Here is a 25295-nt window from a genome sequence, read left to right as displayed (position 1 = left end):
AGCCATCCCCACCGCCCTAGGCCTTGGGCAGCACGGCCGCCGCGATGACCACGTTGTTGACGATCACCGCGGTGACGGTGCGGGCCACTGCCTCGGCGGCTGCTTCGGCTCCCCAGTTGCCCTGCTCGAGCTCCTTGGCCCTGGTGATCACGGGGGAGGTCCAGGGGATGTCCCGGTGGAACTGCGGAAGCGTCCCGCTGCCCGAGATCAGTGCGGCGAGCGCGGCGACCCGGGGCTGCGGCTCGACGCCGTCGACGAGGACCGCACGCACGTCCGCGAGGAGGGCGGCCCGGCGCTCGCCGCCGGTGCCCTCCAGGACCTTCGTGTCGAACAGGCCGAGGGTCCTGCGGGTACCCCGCTGGATGTCGCCGCGCTCGATCAGCCGGTCCAGCAGCGGTTCGCGCAGTCTCGGGCCGACCGCCGCGAGGACCGTCTGGATGCCCCTGGGCTTCTCGGCGACGTAGTCCCACGCCGAGCGCAGGATCTCGTCGGCGGGCGGGTTGTTCTCGACCGCCTCCACGATGGTGCCACCGAGCCGGCCGGTGGCGGTGCGCACGTGCTCGCCGAGGCCGAGATCGGCGAGCACGGCACCGGCGAGGACGTAGAACAGGGTGTTCTCCCCGGCGATGGACCCGGTGCGCTGGAAGCCGGAGTTCGGCTGGAACAGCAGGAGCAGAAGGTCTTCGGCGAGGTTGGGTCGCTGTGGTGTGGTCACATCAGCACCGTGTTCAGCCCGACCCAGATCAGCGTCGTGGTCAGGGTGGTCCAACCGACGATCGCCACGGCCTGCCAGAGCAGGACCCAGCCGCGTGGCGCCCCGGACGCGACGAACATGGCGGCGGTGAAGTGCGTCGGGATCGCGACCGGCGCGAGCAGGCTCGCTCCGGGGACACCGAACCGGACCAGCCACCTCTGGACGCGCTGGCGTCCCTTCGACTGGGGCTTGGGCTCCTCGAGGGTCTGGACCCCTCCGCCCGAGCGGCTGGCGACGACCGCGGTGCGGGCTCGCGAACTGACGAACACGACGGCGGTGACGGCGAGGAAGTTCCCGGTCGCCGCGGCCACTCCGGCCACGATCGGGTTGATGCCGCCAAGCACGCCGATGATGCCGCCGGCGTCCCCCTCGATGAAGGGGACCATGCCGCCGAGCAGGACGATGAACGGTTGCAGGAACTCCGGGACCTGGGCGACCAGCTCCTGGAAGGTGCGGATCAGATCCGCGATGGGATTCACGGTAGGACTCCTCGTGTCAGGGATTCCGAGCCCGTTCTGGGCCAGGACCGTCAGTAGAGTCCGTGTTCTAGGAACAGGGTCAAGCCGGTGTGACGCGACTCTCAGTCCGCGTCGACGCCCGCCTCCCGCTCGGCGCTCAGCAGTTCCTGCGCGAGGAGGCCCGCACGGCCGAGGACGTCGCGCTGCGCGGGGTTGTAAAGCTCGACGATCGCCTCGATGAACGTCGTCTGCGTGACCCGCGAGCTCTTCGACAGATGGCCCACCGGATCACTCAGCCAGGGGTAGTCCCGCAGGTTCTGCGCGAGGGTCAGCGCGAGCGACTCCGCGAGCCGCTGCCGGGTGGCCTCGTCCGCGTCCGCAGGCAGCGAGTTGAGCTCGTCGCCGAGGTCCTCGGGGTCGGCCTCGACCATGCGGCGCAGGTCCGCCATCGCGCCCTCGTCGAAGAGCTTGCGGTAGATGTGCAGGATCGAGCTGTCGGCCTCGGACAGGCGGGCAGCGACGGACTCGAAGCCCGGTGGGACGTCGGCCGGTGCCTGGTCGCGCAGGATGGCCGCGATGTCCGCCCGGGCCCGGTGCAGCTGTTCGATCTGCGCCGCGAGCTGCGCGTCGACCTCGCGCAGTGCCTCGGGGGTGGCGTCGCCGGCCGCCTCGACCTCGCCGATCTGCGACAGCGGCACGCCGAGCTCGGTGAGGCGCCGGATCCGCAGCAGGCGGACCAGGTCGGGCACCGTGTACTGCTTGTATCCGTTGTAGCCGCGATCGGGCTCGTCGATCAGGCCGAGCCGGTGGTAGTGCCGCACCGTGTTCACGGTCGTCCCCGCGAGGTCGGCGAGCTCACGCGTACTCCACGCCATGGCGTGCTCCTAGGTGCGATGGTGGGTCGGTTCCCTCACGTGCCGAACATACCCCGGCACCGGGGTCGCACCTCGGCCGCGGGGTCGCGCCCACCGCACGCCGCGCAGAGGCGGGCCCGGCAGACCGGGCCCGCCTGCGCCGTCGGGCGCTATCGCGAAAGGAACGTCTCCAGAGCGGCGAGGTCGTCGGTGTTGATGTGATCCACTCCGGCGGCGACCAGTTCGGCCCAGACGGCGTCGCGCTCGGGACCCGCCACGTCCGGGGTGGCCCAGAACCGGACCCGGTAGCCGGCCGCGTGCGCGGTCGCGACGTACGCGTGCAGTTCGGCGCGTTCGTCCGCCGGCATCTCGCCGACACCGCTCCAGGAGAACAACTGGGTCCAGTTGTGGCTGACCAACGGCATCAGGGCGGCGGGCAGGCCCGAGGTGAGGTCGGTGGCCCGGCCGTCGTAGAAGCTGAACCGGTGCTCGGCCGCGGCCATCGTCTCCAGCGGCCGGTTCCCGCTGATCACGGCGGTGACCGGGCCGGGCAGGACCCGACCGCGCACATACCGGGTCACGAGCTGTCGGTGCTCGGCGAGCGCGGCCTCGATGGCGGCCCAGGTGGACTCCGACTCGGACTTGATGTCGATCAGCAGCTGCAGGCTGCCGTCCCAGTCCGGGTAGACCGACCGGCCCTGGCCGCTGCGGATCAGGTCCGTGAGCGGGTCGAGGTAGAGGCTCTCCAGCGTGCGGTCGGAGTCGACGTCCGCCAGGTCGTGGGCGACGAGCAGCTCACCGTCGACCAGCCACACGTCCGCCTCGACGCTGGTGCAGCCGTGGGAGAGTGCGTCGAACAGGGGCCGCTCGTGCTCGTAGTCGTTGTGCGCGTGGGCGGCGTCGAGCGGGTCGCCCAGGTCCACCGGCGCGGGTGGTGCGGCGCTGGCGGCGGTACTGGCGCCGATGAGGCCGATCGTTGCGAGCAGGGCTGTGGCGGTCGTGCGCTTCACGGTTCCTCCAGGGTGGGTGGGCACCAGCCAACGGCGGCGGCGCACCGCGGGCAACCGGAGCGAGGCGAACAGCGCGTCAATTGCCGGTGAACGATGCCCGCCCGGACGCGGTGGGTGCTCGGCGTGGGCACCGGCGTCAGGGAGGCGTCCGGATCCACCGGCCGGGCGTCCGGGTTCCGTCAGGAACGCCCTCCGGGCCGATTTCCGGGTGCTGAATGGATCACGGCGGTCGTCCGGACCGCTCGACGTGCCTGCCGGCATGTCGCATTCCGACCTGGAGTTCGCTGTGGCTGATCTCGCCTTCGTGGCCCTGACCTGTGCGGGGTTCCTCCTGCTGGCGTTGCTGGCGCGGGGGGTGTCGAAGCCGTGAGCGTGGAGTCTGTCGTCGCACTGGTGCTCGCACTCGCGCTCGCCGGCTACCTGCTGTGGGCCCTGCTGCACCCGGAGAAATTCTGATGTCCCTCGCGCTGGCCGCCGTGCTGCAGGTCGGGTTCCTCGTCCTGCTCCTCGCCGCGGTCCACGTTCCGCTCGGCAACTACATGGCGGGCGTCTACTCGGGCACCCGCCACCTGCGGGCCGAACGGGCCGTCTACCGGATCGGCGGGATCGACCCGGACTCCGACCAGCACTGGTCGGTCTACACCCGGTCGCTGCTCGCGTTCTCCGCCGTCAGCATCCTCGTGCTCTACCTGCTCCTGCGCCTGCAGGCGTACCTGCCGCTCTCGCTCGGCATGACCGGCCTCGCCCCGGACGGAGCCTGGAACACCGCCGTCTCGTTCGTCACGAACACGAACTGGCAGTGGTACTCCGGTGAGTCCGCCATGGGCCACCTCGCCCAGATGGGTGGCCTGGCCGTGCAGAACTTCCTCTCCGCCGCGGTGGGGATCGCCGTCGCGATCGCGCTGGTGCGCGGCTTCGCCCGGCAGGGCACCGACCGCATCGGCAACTTCTGGGTCGACCTGGTCCGGGGCACCGTGCGGATCCTGCTGCCGATCGCCTTCCTCGCCGCGATCGTGCTCGTCATCGGTGGTGTCGTCCAGAACTTCGACGGCGCCCGCGAGATCACCACGATCACCGGCGACGACCAGAGCATCATCGGCGGCCCGATCGCGTCCCAGGAGGCGATCAAGAACCTCGGCACCAACGGTGGCGGGTTCTTCAACGCCAACAGTGCGCACCCGTTCGAGAACCCGACGGCGTGGACCAACCTGGTCGAGATCTTCCTGCTGCTGGTCATCCCGTTCAGCCTGCCGCGCACCTTCGGGCGGATGGCCGGCAACCAGCGGCAGGGCACGGCGATCGTCTCCGTGATGGCCACGCTCTGGCTCGCCGCCGTCACCATCACCACGTGGGCTGAGATGCGCGGGTTCGGCACCGTGCCCGGCGCCGCCGGCGGCGCCATGGAGGGCAAGGAACTCCGGTTCGGGCCTGCGGCATCCGCGCTGTTCGGCGCTTCGACGACCGGGACCTCGACCGGATCGGTGAACAGCTTCCACGACTCCTACACCGGCCTCGGCGGCGGCGTCACGCTGCTGAACATGATGCTCGGCGAGGTGGCGCCCGGTGGTGTCGGCGCCGGCCTGTACGGGATGCTCGTGATGGCCGTGCTCGCGGTGTTCCTGGCCGGACTGATGGTCGGCCGCACGCCCGAGTACCTCGGCAAGAAGATCGGCCGGAAGCAGGTCACACTGGTGGCCCTCTACATCCTCACCATGCCGACCCTGCTGCTCGCCGGCGCCGCCATCACCGCCGCGAGCCCCGCTCTCGTCGACGCCTCCGTGCAGGAGAGCGGACCGCACGGGCTCTCCGAGATCCTCTACGCCTACGCCTCGACCGTGAACAACAACGGCTCGGCGTTCGCCGGCTTCGGTGCCAACACGCCGTACCAGAACACCGCCCTCGGTCTGGCCATGCTGTTCGGCCGGTTCGTCCCGATCGTCCTGGTGCTGGCTCTGGCGGGATCGCTCGCCAGCCAGCGGAAGGTCTCCGAGACCACCGGAACCCTGCCCACCCACGGGCCCGTCTTCGTCGGTCTGCTCGGCTTCGTGGTGCTGATCGTCGCCGGACTGACCTTCTTCCCCGCTCTTGCTCTCGCTCCTCTTTCGGAGGCTCTGCTGTGACCACCCTGACCACCACCACCCCCGAGACCGACCACGCTCCTGCCACACGGGTCCGGGCCGGCGCGTTCCACCCGCGGCAGCTGCTGCGGTCCCTTCCGGACGCCCTGCGCAAGCTCGATCCGCGGCACCAGATCCGCTATCCGGTGATGTTCGTCGTCTGGGTCGGCGCGGTGGCCACGACCGTCCTGGCCGTCGTGCACCCGTCCCTGTTCGCCTGGTCGATCACCGTGTGGCTCTGGGCCACGGTCGTGTTCGCCAACCTCGCCGAGTCCGTCGCCGAGGGCCGCGGCAAGGCCCAGGCCGACTCGCTGCGCAAGGCGCGCACCACCGCGATGGCCCGCCGCCTCCGCGGTGACGACACCGAGGAATCGGTGCCGGGCACGGCACTCGAGGTCGGAGACCTCGTCGTCGTCGAGGCCGGTGAGGTGATCCCCAGCGACGGAGACGTGGTCGACGGCGTCGCTTCCGTCGACGAGTCGGCCGTCACCGGGGAGTCGGCGCCCGTCATCCGGGAGTCGGGCGGTGACCGCTCGTCGGTCACCGGCGGCACCAAGGTCCTCTCGGACCGCATCGTGGTGCGCATCACCGCCAAGGCCGGCGAGACGTTCCTGGACCGGATGATCTCGCTGGTCGAGGGCTCCGCACGGCAGAAGACGCCCAACGAGATCGCGCTGAACCTGCTGCTGGCCAGCCTCACGCTGATCTTCCTGCTCGCCGTGGTGACCCTGCAGCCGTTCGCGGTCTACTCCGGGCAGGCCCAGCCGCTGATCGTGCTCGTCGCCCTGCTCGTCTGCCTGATCCCGACCACGATCGGCGCGCTGCTGTCCGCGATCGGTATCGCGGGCATGGACCGGCTGATCCAGCGCAACGTGATGGCGCTGTCCGGCCGCGCCGTCGAGGCCGCCGGTGACGTCGACGTGCTGCTGCTGGACAAGACCGGCACGATCACGCTCGGCAACCGGCAGGCCGTCGAGGTCCTCCCCGCCGGGCAGGTGACCGAGGTCGAGCTCGCCGAGGCCGCGCAGATGTCCAGCCTCGCGGACGAGACCCCCGAGGGGCGCTCCGTCGTGGTGCTCGCCAAGGAGCGCTACGACATGCGCCTGCTGTTCCACGACCAGCTCCCGACCGCGACGTTCGTCCCGTTCACCGCCCAGACCCGGATGAGCGGTGTGGACGTGCAGACGCACTCCGGCATCCGGCGGATCCGCAAGGGCGCCGCGTCGGCGGTGATGGCCTGGGTGCGCGAGAACGGCGGTCACCCGACCGCGGACGTCGGCGAGAGCGTCGACTCGATCAGCGCATCGGGCGGGACCCCGCTGGTGGTGGCCGAGCAGCGCGGTGACGCCCCGGCCCGCGCGCTCGGCGTCATCCACCTCAAGGACGTCGTCAAGTCCGGTCTGCGGGAGCGGTTCGACGAGCTCCGCAGGATGGGGATCCGCACGGTGATGATCACCGGCGACAACGCGCTCACCGCGCGCGCCATCGCGGCCGAGGCCGGCGTCGACGACTACCTCGCCGAGGCCAAGCCCGAGGACAAGATGGCGCTCATCAAGTCCGAGCAGGCCGCCGGGCGGATGGTTGCCATGACCGGCGACGGCACGAACGACGCCCCTGCCCTGGCCCAGGCGGACGTCGGCGTCGCGATGAACACCGGGACCTCGGCCGCGAAGGAGGCCGGAAACATGGTGGACCTGGACTCCAACCCCACGAAGCTCATCGAGGTCGTCGCGATCGGCAAGCAACTGCTGATCACCCGCGGCGCGCTCACCACGTTCTCGATCGCGAACGACGTCGCGAAGTACTTCGCGATCATCCCGGCCATGTTCGCGGGCCTGTACCCGCAGCTCGACCGTATCAACCTGATGGGGCTGTCCTCACCGGAGTCGGCGATGCTGTCCGCGGTCATCTTCAACGCGCTGATCATCGTCGCCCTCATCCCGGTCGCGTTGCGCGGCGTGCGGTACCGCCCCCGCGGAGCCTCCGCGATGCTGCGCGGCAACCTGCTCGTCTACGGCCTCGGGGGACTGATCGCCCCGTTCGTCGGCATCAAGCTCATCGACCTCGTCGTCTCCCTGCTACCGGGCTTCTGAACCCTCGACTGGAGCACTGCACCATGTCCGCATTCCTCAAACAGTCCCTCGCCGGCCTGCGGGTCCTGCTCGTGATGACCGTCATCCTCGGACTCGGCTACCCCCTCGCCGTCTTCGGCGTCGGCGCCCTGATGCCCGCCCGGGCGAACGGGTCCTTGGTCGTCGTCGACGGCGAGACCGTCGGGTCGAGCCTGATCGGCCAGACCTTCGACGGCGACGAGTGGTTCCGGTCCCGGCCGTCGGTCGCCGGGGACGGGTACGACCCGCTCGCCTCTGGTGCCTCGAACCTCGGCCCGGAGAACCCCGAGCTGCTCGCAGGCGTGCAGGCACGGCGCGCCGAGGTCGCCGAGCGCGAGGGTGTCGACCCTGATCTGGTTCCCGTCGATGCCGTCACCGCCTCCGGCTCCGGCCTCGACCCGCACATCTCACCCGAGTACGCCGACCTGCAGGTCGCGAGGGTGGCCCGGGAGCGTGGCCTCAGCGACGCCGTCGTCCGCGAACTCCTCGCCCAGGCGACCACCACCCCCGAGCTCGGCTTCCTCGGCGCCCCCCGCGTGAACGTCGTCGAACTGAACGCGGCGCTCCTCGCGCTGGAGCAGTGACAGGCTGAGCGCATGACGGAGCACGACAAGCCCGACGGCGCCGGTCACCGTGGGCGCCTGCGGGTCTACCTCGGCGCCTCGGCGGGCGTCGGGAAGACCTACGCGATGCTCGACGAGGGGCGCCGCCGGATCGGTCGCGGCGTCGACGTCGTCGTCGGGCTCGTCGAGACGCACGGCCGCGCCCACACGGCGGCGCTCCTGGACGGCCTCGAGATCGTCCCGCGACGCGAGCTGGGGCACCGCGGCGCCGACTTCACCGAGATGGACCTGGACGCCGTCCTGGCCCGAGCGCCGCAGGTCGCCCTGGTCGACGAGCTCGCCCACACCAACGTCCCGGGCAGCCGCAACGCCAAGCGCTGGGAGGACGTCGAGGAACTGCTCGACGCCGGCATCGACGTCGTCACGACCGTCAACATCCAGCACCTGGAGAGCCTGAACGACGTCGTGGCGTCGATCACCGGGGTCCGGCAGCAGGAGACGATCCCGGACGAGATCGTCCGGCGAGCCGACCAGATCGAACTCGTCGACATGAGCCCGGAGTCGCTGCGCCGTCGGCTCTCCCACGGCAACGTCTACCCGGCCGAGAAGATCGACGCCGCCATGTCGAACTACTTCCGGGTCGGGAACCTGACCGCGCTGCGTGAGCTCGCGCTGCTGTGGACCGCGGACCGGGTCGACGAGGCGCTGGAGGCCTACCGCAGGGACCACGACATCGCCGAGCCATGGCCGGCTAGGGAGCGCCTGGTCGTCGCCGTCACCGGCGGCACCGAGACCGAGACCCTGGTGCGGCGGGCCGCCCGGATCGCCCAGCGCGGCAGCCGCGCCGAGTTCCTGGCCATCCACGTGCTCCGCAGCGACGGCCTCACCGGGGTCGCACCGGACTCGCTCGGGAAGCACCGCACCCTGGTCGAGTCACTCGGCGGCAGTTGGCACACCGTGCTCAGCGACGACGTGCCCGGCGCCGTCCTCGACTTCGCCCGCGGCGTCAACGCCAACCAGATCCTGCTCGGCGTCACCCGCAGGAGTCGCGTCGCCGGCGCCCTCGCGCCCGGGGTGGCGGCGCGGGTGATCGACGGATCCGGTGACATCGACGTGCTCGTGGTCCCGCACGAGGGGGCCAGGGGCGGTACCCGCCGCCGACCGCCACGGGGCGTGCTGACCCGGCGCCGCACCGTCCTGGCGTGGTCCATGGCACTGGCCGGCCCACCGGTGCTGTCCTGGATCTGCACCGTGGCGGGCGATCTGGACTCCCTCCCGACGGCCCTGATGCTGTTCCTCAGCCTCACCGTCGGGGTTGCGCTGGTCGGCGGGCTGCGCCCCGCGCTGTTCAGCGCGGTGCTCGGCGGCCTGCTCAGCAACTTCCTGTTCGCGCCACCGGTGCGCACCCTGACGATCGCGCAGCCGCAGCACGCGCTCGCCATCGGGATCCTGCTGGCGGTGGCGGTGGGCGTCTCGACGGTCGTCGACCTCGCCGCCCGCCGCACCCTGGAGGCCGCGCGGGCCCGGGCCGAGGCCGACGCGTTGACCTCGATCGCCGGTGCCGTGGTCCGGGCCACCGACGCCGTGCCCGCCGTGCTCGAGCAACTGCGGGAGACGCTGGGCGTCGGCGGGGTGGCGCTGGTCCGCACGGGCGCCGGGTCGGCGTGGCAGATCCTGGAGACCTCGTCCGGTGAGCCGCCGAGCACGCCGGAGCAGGCGTCCTCGACCATCCAGATCGACGAGGACCTCTCGCTCGCGTTGCGTGGCGGCACCCTCTCGCCCGGGCAGGTCCGGTTCGTGGGCGCCGTCGGGCAGTACCTGAACTCGCTGCTGGAGCGGGAGCACCTGCGCGCCCAGGCGCGTTCGGCCCGCATCGCACGCGAACGCGACGCGACCCGCACCGCGCTCCTCGCCGCGGTCTCGCACGACCTGCGCACGCCGCTGACCTCGATCAAGGCGGCGATCACCGCGCTGCGCTCGTCCACGCAGATCGCGCCCGAGGACCGGCGGACCCTCCTGGCCGACGTCGAGGAACAGACCGACCGGCTGCAGTCCCTGATCGACAACCTGCTCGATATGAGCCGCATCGACGCCGGCGTGGTGACCCCCCACCTGGACCCCGTGGCACTCGATGAGGTCGTGCCCCTCGCGGCCGGCGCCGTCGGCGTCTCGGCGATCGAGATCGACGTGCCGGAGAACCTGCCGCTGCTGCGCGCGGACGCGGGCCTGCTCGAGCGGGCGCTCGCGAACGTCATCGAGAACGCGGTCCGTCACACCGCTCCAGGAACGCGGGTCCGGGTGGTCGCGGAGCAGGTCGGCGGCTCGCTGATGATCCGCGTCGTCGACCGCGGTCCCGGGGTGCCGGACGAGCGCAAGGAGCAGATGTTCGCGGCGTTCCAGCGCCTCGGCGACGTGCCCCAGGGACACGGCCTCGGCCTCGGACTCGCCGTCGCGCGGGGTTTCATCGAGGCCAACGGCGGCACCCTGGAGGCCGAGGACACCCCGGGCGGCGGCCTTACGATGATCGCGACCCTGCCCCTGCCAGCGGATGCACCATGACGCGCGTACTGATCGTTGACGACGAGCCCGCCCTGGCCCGGGCACTCGCGGTCGTGTTCCGGGCGAACCGGTACGAGGCCCAGGTGGCCACGACCGGCGCGGCGGCCGTCCAGGCGGTCACCGACTGGCACCCGGACGTCGTCGTCCTGGACCTGGGGCTGCCCGACCTGGACGGCATGGACGTGCTGCGCGCGATCCGCAGCTGGTCGACCCTTCCGATCGTGGTGCTCTCCGCGCGCCAGACCAGCGACGACAAGGTCGAAGCGCTGGACGCCGGCGCGGACGACTACGTGACCAAGCCGTTCGGGACGGACGAGCTGCTCGCCCGGATCAGGGCCGCCGTCCGGCGCCGCCCGGCGGAGGAGGACCCACCCGTGGTGCGCGCCGGGGCGTTCACGGTTGACCTGGCCCTTCGGCGCGTGGTGCTCGCGTCGGGGGAGACCGTGCGGCTGACGCCGACCGAGTGGCACCTGCTCGAGCTGCTCACCCGCAACGTCGGCAAGATCGTCGGGCGGCGCGAGCTGCTCCAGGAGCTGCGCGGCCCGAACCTTGATGTCGAGACGCACTACCTGCGGGTGTACATGGCGCAACTGCGTCGAAAGCTCGAGCCCGATCCCGCGCGACCCCGGCACCTGATCACCGAGGCGGGCGTCGGCTACCGGCTGCAATTGTGACCGAGCGCGCGCCGTCCGGTCGCCGCACGATCCCTCGCTCGGGGGAGAGCCTCGGCCCGTCCGGGGGAGTGCGGCCATGTCGCGGCACCGGCAGCATGGGGTGTAGGGATCGCCGGACGGCGGGCCTCGCCCGATGTCAGTAGGAGAACAGTGACGATGCAGACCTCGCCCATCCTCAAGACCGCAGAAGTGGACGGCCCGGCAGCGCCACGGACCCGGCTCGCCGGCGCGGCGATGATGGCCGGCGCGGCCGTGTTCGCAGCCGCCGGATACCTCGCCGGCGAGCCGTCCGGCACCGCGGCCTACACGGTCTCGAACGTGGCGGGCCTGATCGCCATCGCATTCGTCCTGGCCGGGTTCGGCGCGTTCCACCGCCGCTACCGGGCGGTCCTGGGCAGGCTGGGCGCCTGGGGCATCGGCCTGATCCGGTTCGGCCTGCTGGCCACGGTCCTGGGCTACCTCGTGAACCTGGTCGGCCCGCTGCTGCCCGGCGACGCCGCCGCGGCGGTGGCCGTGATCGGCATCCCGGCCTGGTCGCTGGCGCACCTGATGTACCTCGGAGCGACCGTGCTCGGCATCGCCTGCCTGAGGCCCGGCGCCCTGCCGCGCCTCGTCTCGGTGCCGCTGGTCTGCGGACTGCCGCTGCTACTGGCCGGGGTCGGGCTCGGCCTGGCCGTGGGAGGCACGGCCGCGACCGTCATCACCTGGATCGCCACCGAGGGGCAGGCCGGGCTCGCCTGGTTCCTGGTCGGCCTGCACCTGCGCCGGCGCGCCGGGGACTAGCGGTCCCGCGCCGCCAGCGCCGCGGCACCGACGATGCCGGCGGTGTTGCGCAGCTTCGCGGGCACGATCGGCGCGCGCAGCTCCAGCAGCGGCAGGAACTTCTCGTGGTCCTTGGACACCCCGCCGCCGACGATGAACAGGTCGGGGGAGAACAGGAACTCCACGTGCGCGAAGTACCGCTGCAGCCGCTCGGCCCACTTGGCGTAGCTGAGGCCCTCCTTGTCCTTGACGGAGGAGGCGGCGCGCGTCTCGGCGTCGTGGCCGTCGAGCTCGAGGTGCCCGAGCTCGAGGTTCGGCACCAGGACGCCGTCGTGGATGAGGGCGCTGCCGATGCCGGTGCCGAGCGTCATCACGAGCACCGTGCCGTCCTGCCCGAGGCCGGCGCCGTAGCGGGCCTCGGCGTAGCCGGCGGCGTCGGCGTCGTTGACCACGTGCGCGTCATGCCCGGTGAACCGGCGGGCCACCTCGCCGACGTCGGTGCCGATCCAGCGCTTGTCCATGTTCGCCGAGGTGATCGTCACGTCGTTGAGGATGACACCCGGGAACGTGAGCCCGACCGGGGTCGAGTCCGGCAGGTCCCCGAAGTGCGCGACCACCTTGCCGAGCACCTCGCCGACGGCCTCCGGGCTGGACTCCTCGGGAGTGTCCAGCCGGAACCGCTTGCCCAGGAGCTCGCCGGTGCGCAGGTGCACCGGGGCTGCCTTGATGCCGGAGCCACCGATGTCGATGCCGAACCCGACGTCGTTCTCGTGCACGTCGGCGAGGGTCAGATCACTCACGTTCTTGGCCATGGCTGTCGGAATCTCCGCTTCGAGGTGTGTCGGCGCCTGGCCCCGCGCGTGCGGAGCGACGGCATCGGGAAGAGTCTAGAGGCCGACACTGCGCCCGGTGCGACGTGCCACAATCGAGGAGTCAGCGAAAGGAACCGACAATGTCTGAGACCTCCCCGCAGCCAAAGTCCTTCTACTACAATCTCGAAACCGGAGCGGTCGAGGAAGGTCTCGTCAGCGACTGGACGTCCCGGATGGGCCCCTACGCCACCCGCGAGGAAGCTGCGAAGGCGCTGGAGACGGCGCGGAACCGGAACGCGAAGTGGGAGGACGAGGATCGGGCCTGGAACGAGAGCGACGATCCCGGCAGCCGCAAGGACGAGGACTGAGCAGGCACCACAGCAGAACACAGGACGAAACGAGAAGGACCGGTTGGGCAGGCCGGTCCGCAACGTCAGCCGCGCGCGAGCGGGGCGGTGACACGACACATCGGAAGAGGCGAGATGGCCAAGCGATCACCCCGACGACGGGGGACCCTGGCCGGCGCCGCCCTGGTGACGGCCCTCGCCCTGGTGATCCCCGCCGTCGGCCCCGCGGCCGCAGGCCCGGCCCCGACTTCCGCCGTCCCCCGCGACGATGAGGACGACGTCGCCGCCAAGGTCAAGGCGCACACCACCAGCCAGCCCCTGGCCGGGTGGACGATCGGCCTCGACCCCGGTCACAACGGCGGCAACGCCACCAATGTGATCGCAATCAATCAGCAGGTCGCGGACGGCCGTGGCGGCTGGAAGCAGTGCAACACCACCGGCACCACGGCGCTCACCGGCTACCCGGAGCACGAGTTCACCCTGGACGTCTCGCTGCGCACGCGGGAGGCACTCGAGGCCCTCGGCGCCACCGTGGTGATGACGCGCGAGAACAACGACGGCGTCGGCCCGTGCGTGGACGTGCGCGGCACGTTCGCCGAGGATAGCGACGTGGACCTGATGCTCTCGATCCACGCGAACGGCTCCACCGACCCCGCGATCGCCGGGTTCTTCGCGATCATCGCGGACCCGCCGCTCTCGGAGTCCCAGGGGCTGCCGAGCCTCGAGCTCGCCGAGACGATGATCACCGCGCTCACCGACGGTGGTTTCACCCCGAGCACGATCTACGAGGAGGCGCTGTCCCAGCGCGCCGACCTCGCCACCCTGAACTTCTCGCGCCGGCCGACGGTGATGCTGGAGCTGGGGGAGATGCGCAACCCGGCCGAGTCCGAGCTGATGAGCAGCGAGGCGGGCCGGCAGCAGTACGCGGACGCGCTCGTGGACGGCGTGCTCGACTGGTCCGGGCCGCACAGCCCGCAGTCGTAGTGCGAATGCCCGACGGCGGGGCTGCTCCGGGCGCATCGGGTTGGCTCCGCACCCTTGCCAAGGTCGGTAGGCATCCTCGATAGTGGGCCCGCGAGGACCACGGAGGAGCAAGGGAGCATTTCGTGCGTGCGAAGCGTGTCCTGGGTGCGGCGCTTGTGACGGTGCTGTGCGCCCTGGGAGTCACGTTCGCGACGCCGACAGCGCAGGAAGCGTTCGCGGACCCGCCGACCACCGGCACGACGATCGTCAGCGAGACGTTCACGGGCGCCTCGGTGACGGACGCGGCGTGGCAGCCACTCGGGGACGGTTGCCTCACGGGTCGGCCCGCCACCGGCGGAACGGGCGTCATCCCTAGCTGTGCCGCCCATCGCAGCGGCCCGGTGCCCGCCATGGGTGTCACACCGGGCTATCTCCAGCTCACGGACACCGCCGGGAACAGGGCCGGCAGCCTGCTCTACAACCGGCCGATCCCGGCGACCGCCGGCGTCTCGATCACGTTCGACCAGTACCAGTACGGCGGCAACGGCGCCGACGGCATCGGGTTCTTCCTGGTCGACGGCTCGACCAACCTCAACGCGACGGGCGGGCTCGGCGGCAGCCTCGGGTACGCCCAGCGGGATGCGGAGCCGGGGGTCGAGGGCGGCTACGTCGGTGTCGGGCTGGACGCGTTCGGCAACTTCTACGGTGACGGGGAGAGCCGGGGCTCCGGGTGCCCGGCCGACCAGCAGTCGCCGCAGCGCGCGTCGGGAGCGAACGCTCCGAACATCATCACGGTGCGCGGTCCGGGTGTCGGGCTGCGGGGTTACTGCTGGCAGGGCGCGACCGTCGTGTCCGTGGTGGCGCAGCCGGTGTCCACCCTGGACGGACAGCTCCGCGTGAACACGCAGAACCCGGCGACTGCGGTGCGCAGGGTCAACGTCCAGGTCACGCCGGCCCCGAACCCGCGCATCATCGTCCAGGTCCGGTACTCCGCCACCGGGCCGTGGATCACCGAACTGGACGTCGCGGCGCCTCCGGGCACGCCGAGCACCTACAAGTTCGGGCTGTCCGCGTCGACCGGTGGCAGCAACGACGTGCACCTGGTTCGCAACGTCACCGACACGATCGTCCCGCTGGCCGCGCTCCAGCTCGAGAAGCAGATCGATCGCGCCGGCGCGCCGCTGCCCCCGGTGATCACCGCCGGCACGCCGATCCCGTACCTGTACACCGTGACGAACGCCGGCGAGGAGGTGGTCTCCGCGCTCGAGATCGCCGATGACACCATCACCGGTCCGATCACCTGCGAGGCGACGACGTTGCAACCGGCGCCGGCGCCCGGGTCGACCACCGTCTGCCGTGCCACATACACCGTGACCGCCGACGACGTCGCGGCGGAGGCCATCACCAACGTCGCCACGGCGTCGGGCACCACGCCGATCGCCGGTGACGTCGTGTCCAACGAGGCGACGGTCACGGTTCCGCTCGTCTCCGAGCTCGCGCTCACCAAGACCGTGACGACACCCGGGCCCTATGCCGTGGGCCAGCAGGTGACCTACGGGTACACGGTCACCAACACCGGCGGCACGACGCTGAGCACCGTGAACGTCATCGACAACCGGGTCCCGACCGTGGTCTGCGCGACGGACGTCCTCGCACCGGACGAATCGACCACCTGCACCGCCCAGTACACCGTGCAGTCTGGCCACGTCGATCCGGATGGGTACGTCCGCAACGTCGCGACCGCGCGCGGCACCACGCCGATCGGGCAGACCGTGGTCTCGAACCAGGCGCAGGCGCAGATCCCGGTGTTCACGGACGTCGGCGTGACGAAGACGGTGAACGACCAGGCCCCGCTCGTCGGCCAGAACGTCACGTTCACGGTGACCGCGACCAACAACGGCCCGAGCCTCGCGACGAACGTCGTCCTCTCCGACCGGCTCCCCGCCGGCCGCCTGACGTTCGTGAGTGCCGCCACCACCTCGGGCACCTACACGCAGGAGGACGGGCTGTGGCGGATCCCGGAGCTCGCCGTCGGCAGTTCCGCGACACTCACCCTGGTCGCTACCGTGGACACGAACAGCGAGGTGGCGAACAGCGCCACCCGGACGACCATGACGCAGACGGACATCAACGCCGCGAACGACAGCGCGTCCGTCACGCTCAACCCGATCACGCCGTCCACGGACATCGCCGTACAGAAGTCGGCGGCCGACGCCGACGTCCCGCTCGGGTCCACGACCTCCTACACGGTGACCGCGACGAACAACGGGCCGTATCCGGCGACCGGACTGACACTGCGGGACACCCTACCCACGAGCGTCACGCTGGTCTCGGCCACACCGAGCCAGGGAACCTTCGACGCCGCGACCGGGATCTGGACCATCGGGGCGCTGCCGGTCGATGGCGTCGTCACCCTCGAGATGCTTGTGCAGCCGCAGGAACTCGGGCGCTACACCAACATCGCCTCACTCGACACGGTCAGCCCAGGTGACACGAACCCGGGCAACAACCAGGCCGATGCCACCGTGACGGTGCGTGCCCCGATCGCCGACCTGGCGATCGCCAAGGGTGTGCTCCCCGAGGAGGCGTTCGTCGGTGACACGGTGACGTACAGCGCAACCGTGACGAACCTCGGACCCGAGACGGTGCACGACGTCTTCGTGACCGACTCCGGCCCGGACGGCATCACCGTCGTGGACGCGGAGGCAGATCAGGGCACGATCGATGCCGGGGCCACCCGGTGGGACATCGGGACCCTGGCCCCGGGCGCCACTGCGATCGCCATCATCACCGCGACCGTTGACGCCCCGGGCACGCACGTCAATACCGCCACGGTCGACTCGCCGAGCCTCCTCGATCCGACGCCCGAGAACAACGTCGACTCCGCGACCGTCGTCACCGATGTCGCACCGCTGGACATCGGTGTGGAGAAGAGCGTCGTCGTGGACAGCGGCGAGCCCGATGACGCCGTCCCGCTCGGGGAGACCGTGACGTTCACGCTCTCCGCGACGAACTTCGACGATCCTGCGGCCCCCGGTGCGCTCGCGACCAACGTCATCCTGACCGACATCCTGCCGACCGGACTCACCTGGGTGAGCACGGGAGCTTGCGACGGCAGCTTCGACGAGGCGACCGGTCGCTGGACGGTGCCGGAGATCGTGGCCCTCGCCACCGTGACGTGCGAGATCCAGGCGCGCGCCGACGCCGTCGGGCTCCAGACCAACAGCGTTTCCCTGGTATCCCTCGACCAGCGCGACTCCAACCCGACGAACAACAACGCGACCGCGAGCATCACCGTCGTCGAGGAAGCGGACCTCGAGGTCACGAAGGTCGTCGACCAGCCAGTCGCCCAGCCCGGTGACACGGTGACCTACACGATCACGATCACGAACCTCGGGCCGAACGACGACGAGAACATCGAAGTCGTGGATCCGTTGCCGATCACGGCGAACATCACCGGATCGACCGCGTCCGGGGCCACCACGTTCGACGTCGAGGCCCGTCGTTGGACGGTCGGGCAACTGGCCGAGGGGCAGGTGGAGACGCTCACGGTCGAGGTGCTGGTCAGCGACGCCGGTGGCACGTTCCGCAACGAAGTACTCATCTCCCAGGCGCGCCTGCCGGACCCGAACCTCGACAACAACCGTGCGTTCGCCACCCTGTTCGTCCCGGTCGCGGACATCGTCGTCGAGAAGGCGGTGAGCGACGGCGCCCCGTACGTGGGCGACGAGGTCACCTTCACGGTCGCGGTCACCAACGACGGCCCCGACCTCGCCACCGACGTGACGGTGGACGACCTGCTTCCGGCCGGATTGACGTACGTCTCGTCCGTGGCGTCCATCGGCACCTACGACGCGGTCACCGGGGTGTGGACGGTCGGTGATCTGGTGCCCCATGACCGACAGCCGAGGACGGTCGGAGCGCAGGCGACGCTGACGATCGTGGCGCTCGTCGCGGAGGCCGGCACCTGGGAGAACACCGCCGCATCCGACCGCGCGGAGTCGTTCCCGTTCGACCCCGATCCGACCAACAACGCCGCCACCGCGGTCGTGGTGGCCCAGTTCCCCCCGACGGACGTGGCCGTGACCAAGGAGGCGACGCCGTCGTCCGTGCCGGTCGGCGGTGAGTTCGTTTTCACGATCGTCGTTACGGTCGGTGGACCGGGCGACGCTGACGGCGTGGTTCTCACCGACGCGTTCCCCGACGGCGTCCGGCCGGTCTCCGCGTCGGCGTCGCCCGACCTGGGCGACGGCTGCACTCTCGGCGGGCAGGACCTGACGTGTGACCTCGGCGATCTCGTGGTCGGCGACGAGGTCGTCGTGCAGGTGAGCGCCGTGGGTGAGGTGCCGGGTCCGCACACGAACGTCGCGACCGTGTCCACGACGTCCCCCGAGGAGATCGTGGAGAACAACACGGCGTCGGTCGAGGTCACGGTGCAGCAGGAGCCACCCGGACCGGGGCCGGGTCCGGGACCTGCGCCCGGGCCCGCACCGGGACCTGGCCCCGGGCCCGGTGCCGGTCCGGACCTGCCGGCAACCGGCGCGCAGCCGCTGGGTGTGCTGGTCCTCGGGGCCGTGCTCGCCCTCGTCGGCGCGGTCCTGCTCGCGGCCTCACGTCGCCGTCCTGCCTAGCCGGCGGCGCGGGATCAGCAACCCGTCCGGCGATCCTGCCTAGGATTGGGCGTGTCTCCCTAGTGACTGGCTTCGCCGCGAGTGCGTGCTTGCTCGCGCAGGTGCGCGATTCGCGCTGCGTGGTCGTTGGCGCTCAGTGATGCGAGGACTGAGCGTTGCCAGCGGAGCTCGTCCTGAACGGTTTCGTGCGCCGTGTCATCGGCAAGCGGTGGGAAGAAGTCGTCGCTGCCGTCTCTGGGAATGCGTTCATAGGCGTCGGCGAGAAGGCGGCGGGCGCCCCATGCCGCGGCGTCGTGGGATCCGCGAAGGGTCTCGACCGCATGAAGAAGGGCGGCCAGTTCATCATGGTCGTCGATGTCTGGGCGCTGATCGAGGGCCTCGGCGATCGTCGACAGCTTCGAACGGTCTGCGCCGATCGCGTCCCAGATGGCGTGGAGATATTCCTGGCCCGCGGCACCTCGTGCCGGGCGCATCGACAAGATGCTCTCGACGCAGACGAGGATGAAGATTGCCTGGTCCTCGAGCGGTAGAGCTGCGCGCTGTGCCTCCAGTGTTCTCCAAGGCGCGAGCGGATCATCGACCGAGTCCATGAGGGAAAGGTACTCGCGTCAGTTCTCGACCCAGTGGAGGAGAGCGGCGAGCACCACCGGCAACTCCCGTCCACGATCCACACCCGCACGCTGCAACATCGCGGCCGTGCGACTAAGGAGACACGCCCTGGGGCTGCGAGGCCCTTGTGCGGCAACGCCCGACAGCGGGGGTGGCTTCGAGCGCGTGCCGCCCGCGCGCTCGCGGCGCCGGCTCGAACCGTCAGCGTTCCGTTGACGACCTTCTCGCGCGGGTCTACTGTCGCGAATAGCGCGAGCGGGATCGCGCCGAGACTCGCCGGAAGGCTCGAAGCCACCCCGATGCCGTGGGTGAACTGTTTGCGGACACCTACCGATGCTCAGCCCGTGCGAGTCCGGGCCACGAGCGAGGTGTTTCCGACATGAAGATCCTTCCCGACTCCCCGAACCTCGACCACCTGCGCCGCCAGGCGAAGGACCTGCTGGCGGGTCTGCGCGATGGCGAACCGACGACGTCGCTCGCCGACGCCCAGGCCGCGCTCGCGCAGCAGTACGGGTTCCGCACCTGGCCGGCCCTGAAGGCGGAGGTCGAGGCCCGCCGCGGCGCGGAGGACGTCGCACCGTCCTCCCTGGCGGCGGCGATCGCGCAGCGCTACGACCTCGGCGCCGTGACCGGGCAGTTGCGTTCGGTGCAACGATCCGACGACCTCGGGCGCCGCTGGTTGCTCGACACCGACCGAGGACGCTGGTCGGCGAGCTCGGTCGAGAACTGGTGGCCGATCGTCGAGGCCGACCGCGATGTCGAGCTCCAGGAGGCCGCCGCGGCGGCCGGCGTGCAGCTCCCGCGCCCGGTGCGGAGCCGGACCGGCGCCGTCGTCGAGGAGATCGACGGCGCGCCGTGGCGGGTGACCCAGTGGCGGCACTCCGGTCCGCCGCTCGCCGCGCCGGTGGCGGCGCGGATCACGGCCAAGGTCGGCGCCATCCTGGCGACGGTCCACGGCCTCCGCTTCGAGGTCGACCGCATCAGCCCGTGGCACGCGGCCCGGTTCTCGGACGAACCGTGGGCGCAGGTCGCCGTTCGGGCCCGCGAGGCCGGCGTGCCGTGGGCGGATGCCTTCGACGCCGCCGTCGGCGAACTCGAGCGGCTCGCGGACCTCGGCTCGGCACCGGTCGACGCCTCGACCGCGGTCCTCACGCACAACTCGATGGGCCCGGCGAAGGTGCGGCGCGAGCGCGACGGGAGCCTCGTCGTCGTCGGCTGGGAGCATGCCGGTGGGCAGCCGCCTGCGTGGGAGCTGGCCGACGTGCTCGCGAACTGGACGATCGACCCGAGCGGTGCGGTCAACGTTGCGGGTGCGCGGGCGCTGGTCGAGGGGTACGCCGCGGTGGCCGACGGCGTCCCGAACCTCGACGAGGCCGCGTTCCGCGGGTTCGCGATGAGCATGTGCAACTACGTGGGCGGTCAGGTGGACGCCGCCCTCGACGCCCACAGTGCGGCGATGACGACGGCGGGGCGCACCGAAGCGGCGGAGCGCGACTTCACCGCGCGCAGCGTCACGCACCTCCTGACCCATCTGCCCCGCCGGGCGGCGTTCGCGCAGCTGCTCGAGGCGATCACGCTGGTGCGCTGAACCTGGTTCCCGGCCCGGGTCCGCGTCGGGCTGGGGCGACCTAGCCTGGAGTCACCCGCGCGCGTGGGGATTGAGAATCCGGAGGGTCCGACATGGCAACTGGTGAGCAGGGGCAGGTCCGGGGAGCGAGCGGCGGGGGAGGGCCCGTCGTCGACGCCGGGTGGACGCTGCGTGGAGGTACCGATCCGGACACCGCCGCGCTGGCCAACGTGCTCGCGCACCGCGGGGTCGTCGGCCCGGACGGGCCGCTGACCGAGCCGCTGTTGCTCGTCGTCGGCGGCGGACTCGGTGCCGGCTACATCCTGTGGGAGTTCACGCACGACGACAGCCGCGTCGTCACCCTCGGCTTCACGCACTCCTGGCAGTACTTCGACCGGCGGCTGGCCGCGACGGTCGACCGGCTCGGGCTGGACGTGAGGTGGTCCCGGACCGGTGGGTCCGTCGCCGCGGCCCGGGCGCTGGCCTCGACGCTGGAGGCGGGCGACCCGGCCATCGTCTGGCCGGACCGCTACCAGGTCGGCTACTGGAACCTGCCCGAGTTCCTCGACGGCCAGGGCGGCCACCCCGTCGTCGCCTATGCCGGCTCGGACGACCGCGTGCACGTCGACGACCGCACGCTGGCACCGCTGACTGTGCCCACCGCCGTGTTGGACCGGGCGCGCGCCCGGGTGGGCAGTTACAAGAACACGATGCTCGTCGTGCAGTCCTCGGACACCGTGGTTCCGGCCGACCGGCTGCGCGCCGCCGTGCGGGACGGGCTGGCCGCGACGGGCGACCACCTGGCCGGCTCGTCGACGTCGTTCGCTCTGCCCGCGTGGCGCAAGTGGTCGCGGATGCTGGTCGACCAGCGTGCGGCGAAGGGCTGGCCGACCGTGTTCGCCGACCGGCGTGGTCTGCTGCGGGCACTGGCCGGAGTGTGGGAGGCGGTCGAGCCCGCCGGGATGGACGGTGGGCACCTTCGCGGCCTGTTCGCGGACGGACTCGCGCAGGCCGCTGCCGTCCTCGATGAGCCGGCGCTCGCGGACGAGGCGCAGCGGTGGCGGGAGATCGGGCAGCGGTGGCATCTGCTCGCCGAGACCGCGCTGCCGGACGACGTGCCGGCGATCGTCCGGCTCCGGGAGCTGACCGCGACGGTGACCGGCGCCGTCGCCGCGGGGGACGCCGCATCCGCGGAGCGGGAAGCGGCCGCCGATCGGCTGTGGCGACTGCGGGCCGAGCACGCGGACGCGTCGCCGCTGGACGAGGAGCGGCTGGCCTCGATCCGCACCACGATGAGCACGCAGCTGGCCGCGATCCACGACGCCGAGACGGGCGCGGTCGCGTCGCTGCGGGCGGTGCTCAGCCGCTGAGGGCGGGCGCGCGTTGGCGGCCACGGTGGGTGCATGCGACCCCGGAGCAGCGACAGGCACTCCTGGATGCGGCGCTGCTTCGACAGCCATCTGCACCGGTTCCGGGCCGTGATCGGCCCGGGCAAGCACCTGAACAGGCGGGCGGAGCTTCCGCGGAAGCGCCTGCCGCGGTCTGTCACGAGTCTGTTCCAGGGGTGAGCGGACGGCGCTTCCGCGGAAGCACCCGGGCACGGCTTCAGGAGGATTCGGCGTAACGCGCGGCAACGGCTGCGGCGCGCTCGCGCAGTGACGTGCGCAACGACGCCGGGCCAAGGGCTTCCGCGTCCGTGCCGAGCTGCCACAGCGCCCACTCCGCGTGCCACTGGTCCTGGTAGGTGACCTCGAGCCGCAGCCAGCCGTCCGGCTCGGGTTCCTCAGCCCGGACGGCGACTGCGGTCGTCAGCAGGTCCTCCCGCCTGGCCGGCCTCACGCGGACCAGCACGCTGAGGTGGCCGTCGGACAGGAACTGCGCGCAGCGCTCCCGCCAGATCCGGTCGAGATCGACCTGATCTTGTCGCTGCGCCCGCTCGGGAAGTTCCTCGACGGCCAGCATCCGCGACAGCCGGTAGGTGCGGTCCGCTCCCGATCTCGTGGCCAGCAGGTACGCCCGGTCGCGCACCGTGACCAGGCCGACGGGGTCCACCGTGCGCCAGGTCGGTGCATGGCCGGTGGCCGCATAGTGGATCCGGAGCTTGTGCCCGGCGAGCACGGCCCGCCGAACCTCGCTCATCGTGGCATCGGGCACGTCCTCGGTGACCTGCCGCCGGGAGAGAAGGTCCGTCTGCGGCTCGACGAGGAATCGCTGGGTCGCGTCGCTCACGGTGGCCCGATGGCCCTCGGGCAGCGCGTCGACCACCTTGCGCATGGCCGAGGCAAGGGCCGAGCCGAGGCCGAAGACCTGCTCGGCATGACCCGTACCGGCGGTCAGCAACGCCAGCGCCTCGTCGTGGTTCAGCCCGGTGAGCTCGGTGCGGAACCCCGGCAGCAGAGCGAACCCGCCGTGCCGGCCACGTTCGGCGTAGACCGGGACCCCGGCCGCGGACAGCGCCTCGATGTCCCGTAGCACGGTGCGGGTGGAGACCTCCAGCTCGCGGGCGAGCGTGTCCGCCGTCAGCCGCCCGCGCTGGCGCAGCAGCAGCACCAGCGAGACCAACCGGTCGGCGCGCATGCGTGAACCGTATCCGAATACATGACCAAGGATGTCGTGATTAGTCGCCAGGCTCGTCTCACCGCGTCAGAGCAGGCAGTTCTGGCCCGATGGACGCACGCACCCAACGATCGGATGGAGCAGATATGGCAATCGAACGAACGGCAGTCAACCCGGTGACGTGGTCGCTGGAGCTGGGGTTCAACCAGGGCGAGGTCGTCTCCGGGCACACCCGGACCCTGTACATCTCGGGGCAGACGGCGATGAGTGCCGACGGCCGGCCCCAGCATGATGGTGATGTGGCGGCGCAGCTGGCGCTGAGCCTGGACAACCTCGAGGCCGTGCTCGGCGAGGCCGGCATGACCCTCGCGAACCTCGTCCGGCTCAACGTCTACACCACCGACGTCGACGCGCTGTTCCCGCACTACGGCGTCCTGGCGGCACGGTTGGGCGCCGCCCGGGTGGCACCCACCACGACGATGCTCGGTGTCACGAGGTTGGCGATCCCCGGCCAGGTGGTCGAGCTCGAGGGAACCGCCGTCGGCTGATCCGAGGCGACCCGCCTTCATAGGATGAGCGGGTGAGCATCCGTACCCCGTCCGTACTGGTGCTCAGAGTCGTGCAGGGCGTGTGGATCGTCGGATTCCTGATCGGCACCGGCACCCACGTGGCGGACCTCGTGGCCGGCGGGACGGGCGCCTACGAGGGCTTTCCGACCGGGGTCCGCCTGTTCTGGACGTCCCTGACGGTGCTGGATGCGGTCACCGCCGTTCTGATCGTGCTGCGGCTGCGCGCCGGCATCGTTCTCGGCGCTGCGGTGATCCTCGCCGCCATCGCGGTGAACTGGACCGTGTTCGCCACCGTTGGCGGCCTTGCCCTCTTCGGAGTCGTGAGCCAGACCGCGTTCGCCGCGTTCATCCTCGTCACGATGCGCGTCCTGTGGCTCTGGTTCGGACGGCCGACGGGTTGTGACGCGTCGGGACGTCGTGGACAGTAGGACGCCGGTACCCGCCTTCCGTCACCAGGAGTGATCACCCATGCGAAGTCCCTCCCGCGCGCTGCGCCCGGGCCAGCACGCCGAGCTGTACATCGTCGATGTCGACACCGGCGAACGGACACTCGTGCACGAGAGCCCCACGGTGCTGTTCGAGGCACCGAACTGGACACCCGATGGCATGCACCTGCTCGTCAACGGAGACGGTTGGCTGTACCGGATCCCGGTCGAGGGCGGCGACCTCGCGGAGGTCCCGCTCGGCGAGATCCCGCCGATCAACAACGACCACGTGCTCAGCCCCGACGGCGAGACCGTGTACGTCTCGGCCAACGACGGCCACCTCTACGCGATCCCGTTCGCGACCGGTCTGCCACGCCGGGTCTCCAACGACCACGGCACCGACTTCCGCCACTACCTGCATGGCGTATCCCCGGACGGTTCGACCCTCGCGTACATCGGCATGCTCGTCGCGGAGGACGGCGCCGTCACCACGAACGTGTTCACGCTGCCGGCCGCGGGTGGCGAGGACACCCAGCTGACCGACGACCCGTTCCCCAACGACGGGTCCGAGTACAGCCCGGATGGTCAGTGGATCTACTTCAACTCCGAACGGGCCTCTGCCACCCCGGGGCACGCGCAACTGTTCCGGATGGCGCCGGACGGTACCGGCGTCGAGCAGCTGAGCCACGACGAGCGGGTCAACTGGTTCCCGCACGTGTCCCCGGACGGCCGACGCATCGTGTACGTCAGTTTCCCGCCCGGCACGATCGGCCATCCGGCCGACCATGACGTCATCATCCGTGTCATCGAACCGGATGGCGCCGTGCGAGACCTCGCATCCCTCTTCGGCGGCCAGGGCACGATGAACGTGGCGAGCTGGGCACCCGACAGCACGCGGGTTGCCTTCGTCGCGTACCCCGTACGGTCGTAGTTCGGCGCCGGTTCGCAGGGCGG

General features: G+C 71.1%; 22 protein-coding genes. 15 read left to right on the top strand and 7 right to left on the bottom strand.

Features of this window, described 5'->3' with window-relative positions; genetic code table 11:
- Window positions 1-16: 16 nt before the first annotated feature.
- The 4 genes from GKS42_RS15065 to GKS42_RS15050 all read right to left on the bottom strand — a co-directional run bounded on the left by GKS42_RS15065 (window position 17) and on the right by GKS42_RS15050 (window position 3076).
- A complete protein-coding gene (locus tag GKS42_RS15065) occupies window positions 17-715 on the bottom strand; it encodes a GOLPH3/VPS74 family protein (protein ID WP_154794577.1) in 699 nt (232 codons plus the stop codon).
- The gene (locus GKS42_RS15060) at window positions 712-1233 is read right to left on the bottom strand and encodes a small multidrug efflux protein (RefSeq protein ID WP_154794576.1); all 522 of its coding nucleotides are present in this window, start codon (window positions 1231-1233) and stop codon (window positions 712-714) included. Before GKS42_RS15060 ends, GKS42_RS15065 begins: the two co-directional genes overlap by 4 nt.
- A 101-nt stretch (window positions 1234-1334) precedes the next feature.
- Entirely contained in the window at window positions 1335-2087 is a 753-nt protein-coding gene (locus GKS42_RS15055; RefSeq protein WP_154794575.1) for a MerR family transcriptional regulator, read from the bottom strand.
- Between the two features lie 149 nt (window positions 2088-2236).
- Window positions 2237-3076, bottom strand: a complete 840-nt coding sequence (locus tag GKS42_RS15050; RefSeq protein WP_232847683.1) for a phosphatidylinositol-specific phospholipase C/glycerophosphodiester phosphodiesterase family protein — start codon at window positions 3074-3076, stop codon at window positions 2237-2239.
- A 366-nt stretch (window positions 3077-3442) separates the two neighbouring features.
- Here GKS42_RS15050 and kdpF point away from each other — a divergent pair, with 366 nt between their 5' ends.
- The 7 genes from kdpF to GKS42_RS15015 all read left to right on the top strand — a co-directional run bounded on the left by kdpF (window position 3443) and on the right by GKS42_RS15015 (window position 11883).
- Window positions 3443-3532 carry a K(+)-transporting ATPase subunit F gene (kdpF, locus tag GKS42_RS15045; protein ID WP_154794573.1) on the top strand — a complete coding sequence of 30 codons (90 nt, stop codon included), beginning with the start codon at window positions 3443-3445 and terminating at the stop codon, window positions 3530-3532.
- Window positions 3532-5196, top strand: coding sequence for a potassium-transporting ATPase subunit KdpA (gene kdpA, locus GKS42_RS15040; RefSeq protein ID WP_154794572.1), 1665 nt, complete (start codon window positions 3532-3534; stop codon window positions 5194-5196). The genes kdpF and kdpA overlap by 1 nt, the downstream gene beginning before the upstream one ends.
- Window positions 5193-7286 carry a potassium-transporting ATPase subunit KdpB gene (gene kdpB, locus GKS42_RS15035; RefSeq protein WP_154794571.1) on the top strand — a complete coding sequence of 698 codons (2094 nt, stop codon included), beginning with the start codon at window positions 5193-5195 and terminating at the stop codon, window positions 7284-7286. Before kdpA ends, kdpB begins: the two co-directional genes overlap by 4 nt.
- Window positions 7287-7309: 23 nt before the next feature.
- Complete coding sequence (kdpC, locus tag GKS42_RS15030) at window positions 7310-7888, top strand: potassium-transporting ATPase subunit KdpC (RefSeq protein WP_154794570.1); 579 nt, start codon at window positions 7310-7312, stop codon at window positions 7886-7888.
- 12 nt (window positions 7889-7900) lie between these two features.
- Window positions 7901-10426, top strand: a complete 2526-nt coding sequence (locus tag GKS42_RS15025) for a sensor histidine kinase (protein ID WP_154794569.1) — start codon at window positions 7901-7903, stop codon at window positions 10424-10426.
- Window positions 10423-11100: a response regulator gene (locus GKS42_RS15020; RefSeq protein ID WP_154794568.1), complete on the top strand. Its 678-nt coding sequence runs from the start codon at window positions 10423-10425 to the stop codon at window positions 11098-11100. The genes GKS42_RS15025 and GKS42_RS15020 overlap by 4 nt, the downstream gene beginning before the upstream one ends.
- Window positions 11101-11256: 156 nt before the next feature.
- On the top strand, window positions 11257-11883 hold the full coding sequence (locus tag GKS42_RS15015) for a hypothetical protein (RefSeq protein ID WP_154794567.1): 627 nt from the start codon (window positions 11257-11259) through the stop codon (window positions 11881-11883).
- Here GKS42_RS15015 and ppgK read toward each other — a convergent pair.
- Window positions 11880-12674 (bottom strand): polyphosphate--glucose phosphotransferase, encoded by a 795-nt coding sequence (gene ppgK / locus GKS42_RS15010; RefSeq protein WP_154794566.1) that lies wholly within the window; start codon window positions 12672-12674, stop codon window positions 11880-11882. The genes GKS42_RS15015 and ppgK overlap by 4 nt on opposite strands.
- Before the next feature lie 140 nt (window positions 12675-12814).
- Here ppgK and GKS42_RS15005 point away from each other — a divergent pair, with 140 nt between their 5' ends.
- From GKS42_RS15005 to GKS42_RS14995, 3 genes are all read left to right on the top strand, one after another.
- Window positions 12815-13042, top strand: coding sequence for an SPOR domain-containing protein (locus tag GKS42_RS15005; protein ID WP_154794565.1), 228 nt, complete (start codon window positions 12815-12817; stop codon window positions 13040-13042).
- A 114-nt stretch (window positions 13043-13156) separates the two neighbouring features.
- On the top strand, window positions 13157-14005 hold the full coding sequence (locus GKS42_RS15000; protein ID WP_154794564.1) for an N-acetylmuramoyl-L-alanine amidase: 849 nt from the start codon (window positions 13157-13159) through the stop codon (window positions 14003-14005).
- A gap of 122 nt (window positions 14006-14127) precedes the next feature.
- On the top strand, window positions 14128-18615 hold the full coding sequence (locus GKS42_RS14995) for a DUF7507 domain-containing protein (RefSeq protein ID WP_154794563.1): 4488 nt from the start codon (window positions 14128-14130) through the stop codon (window positions 18613-18615).
- Window positions 18616-18674: 59 nt separating this feature from the next.
- Here GKS42_RS14995 and GKS42_RS14990 read toward each other — a convergent pair whose 3' ends face one another.
- Window positions 18675-19205 carry a hypothetical protein gene (locus GKS42_RS14990; RefSeq protein WP_154794562.1) on the bottom strand — a complete coding sequence of 177 codons (531 nt, stop codon included), beginning with the start codon at window positions 19203-19205 and terminating at the stop codon, window positions 18675-18677.
- Between the two features lie 398 nt (window positions 19206-19603).
- Between GKS42_RS14990 and GKS42_RS14985 the strand changes: the two genes are divergently transcribed.
- Together GKS42_RS14985 and GKS42_RS14980 are read left to right on the top strand one after the other, a co-directional pair.
- Window positions 19604-20812 carry a phosphotransferase gene (locus tag GKS42_RS14985; protein WP_154794561.1) on the top strand — a complete coding sequence of 403 codons (1209 nt, stop codon included), beginning with the start codon at window positions 19604-19606 and terminating at the stop codon, window positions 20810-20812.
- 92 nt (window positions 20813-20904) lie between these two features.
- The gene (locus tag GKS42_RS14980) at window positions 20905-22161 is read left to right on the top strand and encodes a BtrH N-terminal domain-containing protein (protein WP_154794560.1); all 1257 of its coding nucleotides are present in this window, start codon (window positions 20905-20907) and stop codon (window positions 22159-22161) included.
- Between the two features lie 235 nt (window positions 22162-22396).
- On the opposite strand, the gene GKS42_RS14975 is transcribed toward GKS42_RS14980, so the two are convergent.
- Window positions 22397-23368, bottom strand: a complete 972-nt coding sequence (locus tag GKS42_RS14975; protein WP_154794559.1) for a helix-turn-helix transcriptional regulator — start codon at window positions 23366-23368, stop codon at window positions 22397-22399.
- A 131-nt stretch (window positions 23369-23499) separates the two neighbouring features.
- On the opposite strand from GKS42_RS14975, the gene GKS42_RS14970 reads away from it, so the two are divergent.
- Genes GKS42_RS14970 through GKS42_RS14960 form a run of 3 tightly spaced genes read left to right on the top strand, consistent with a single transcriptional unit; the run spans window position 23500 to window position 25272 of the window.
- The gene (locus tag GKS42_RS14970; protein WP_174791154.1) at window positions 23500-23895 is read left to right on the top strand and encodes a RidA family protein; all 396 of its coding nucleotides are present in this window, start codon (window positions 23500-23502) and stop codon (window positions 23893-23895) included.
- Between the two features lie 32 nt (window positions 23896-23927).
- The gene (locus GKS42_RS14965) at window positions 23928-24344 is read left to right on the top strand and encodes a hypothetical protein (RefSeq protein WP_154794557.1); all 417 of its coding nucleotides are present in this window, start codon (window positions 23928-23930) and stop codon (window positions 24342-24344) included.
- Between the two features lie 40 nt (window positions 24345-24384).
- A complete protein-coding gene (locus GKS42_RS14960; RefSeq protein WP_154794556.1) occupies window positions 24385-25272 on the top strand; it encodes a TolB family protein in 888 nt (295 codons plus the stop codon).
- The last annotated feature ends 23 nt before the right edge of the window (window positions 25273-25295 follow it).

Source organism: Occultella kanbiaonis, from assembly GCF_009708215.1.
GTDB lineage: Bacteria > Actinomycetota > Actinomycetes > Actinomycetales > Beutenbergiaceae > Occultella > Occultella kanbiaonis.
The sequence above is the reverse complement of the archived record's forward strand: the minus strand, read 5'-3'. Positions and strand labels throughout refer to the sequence as shown.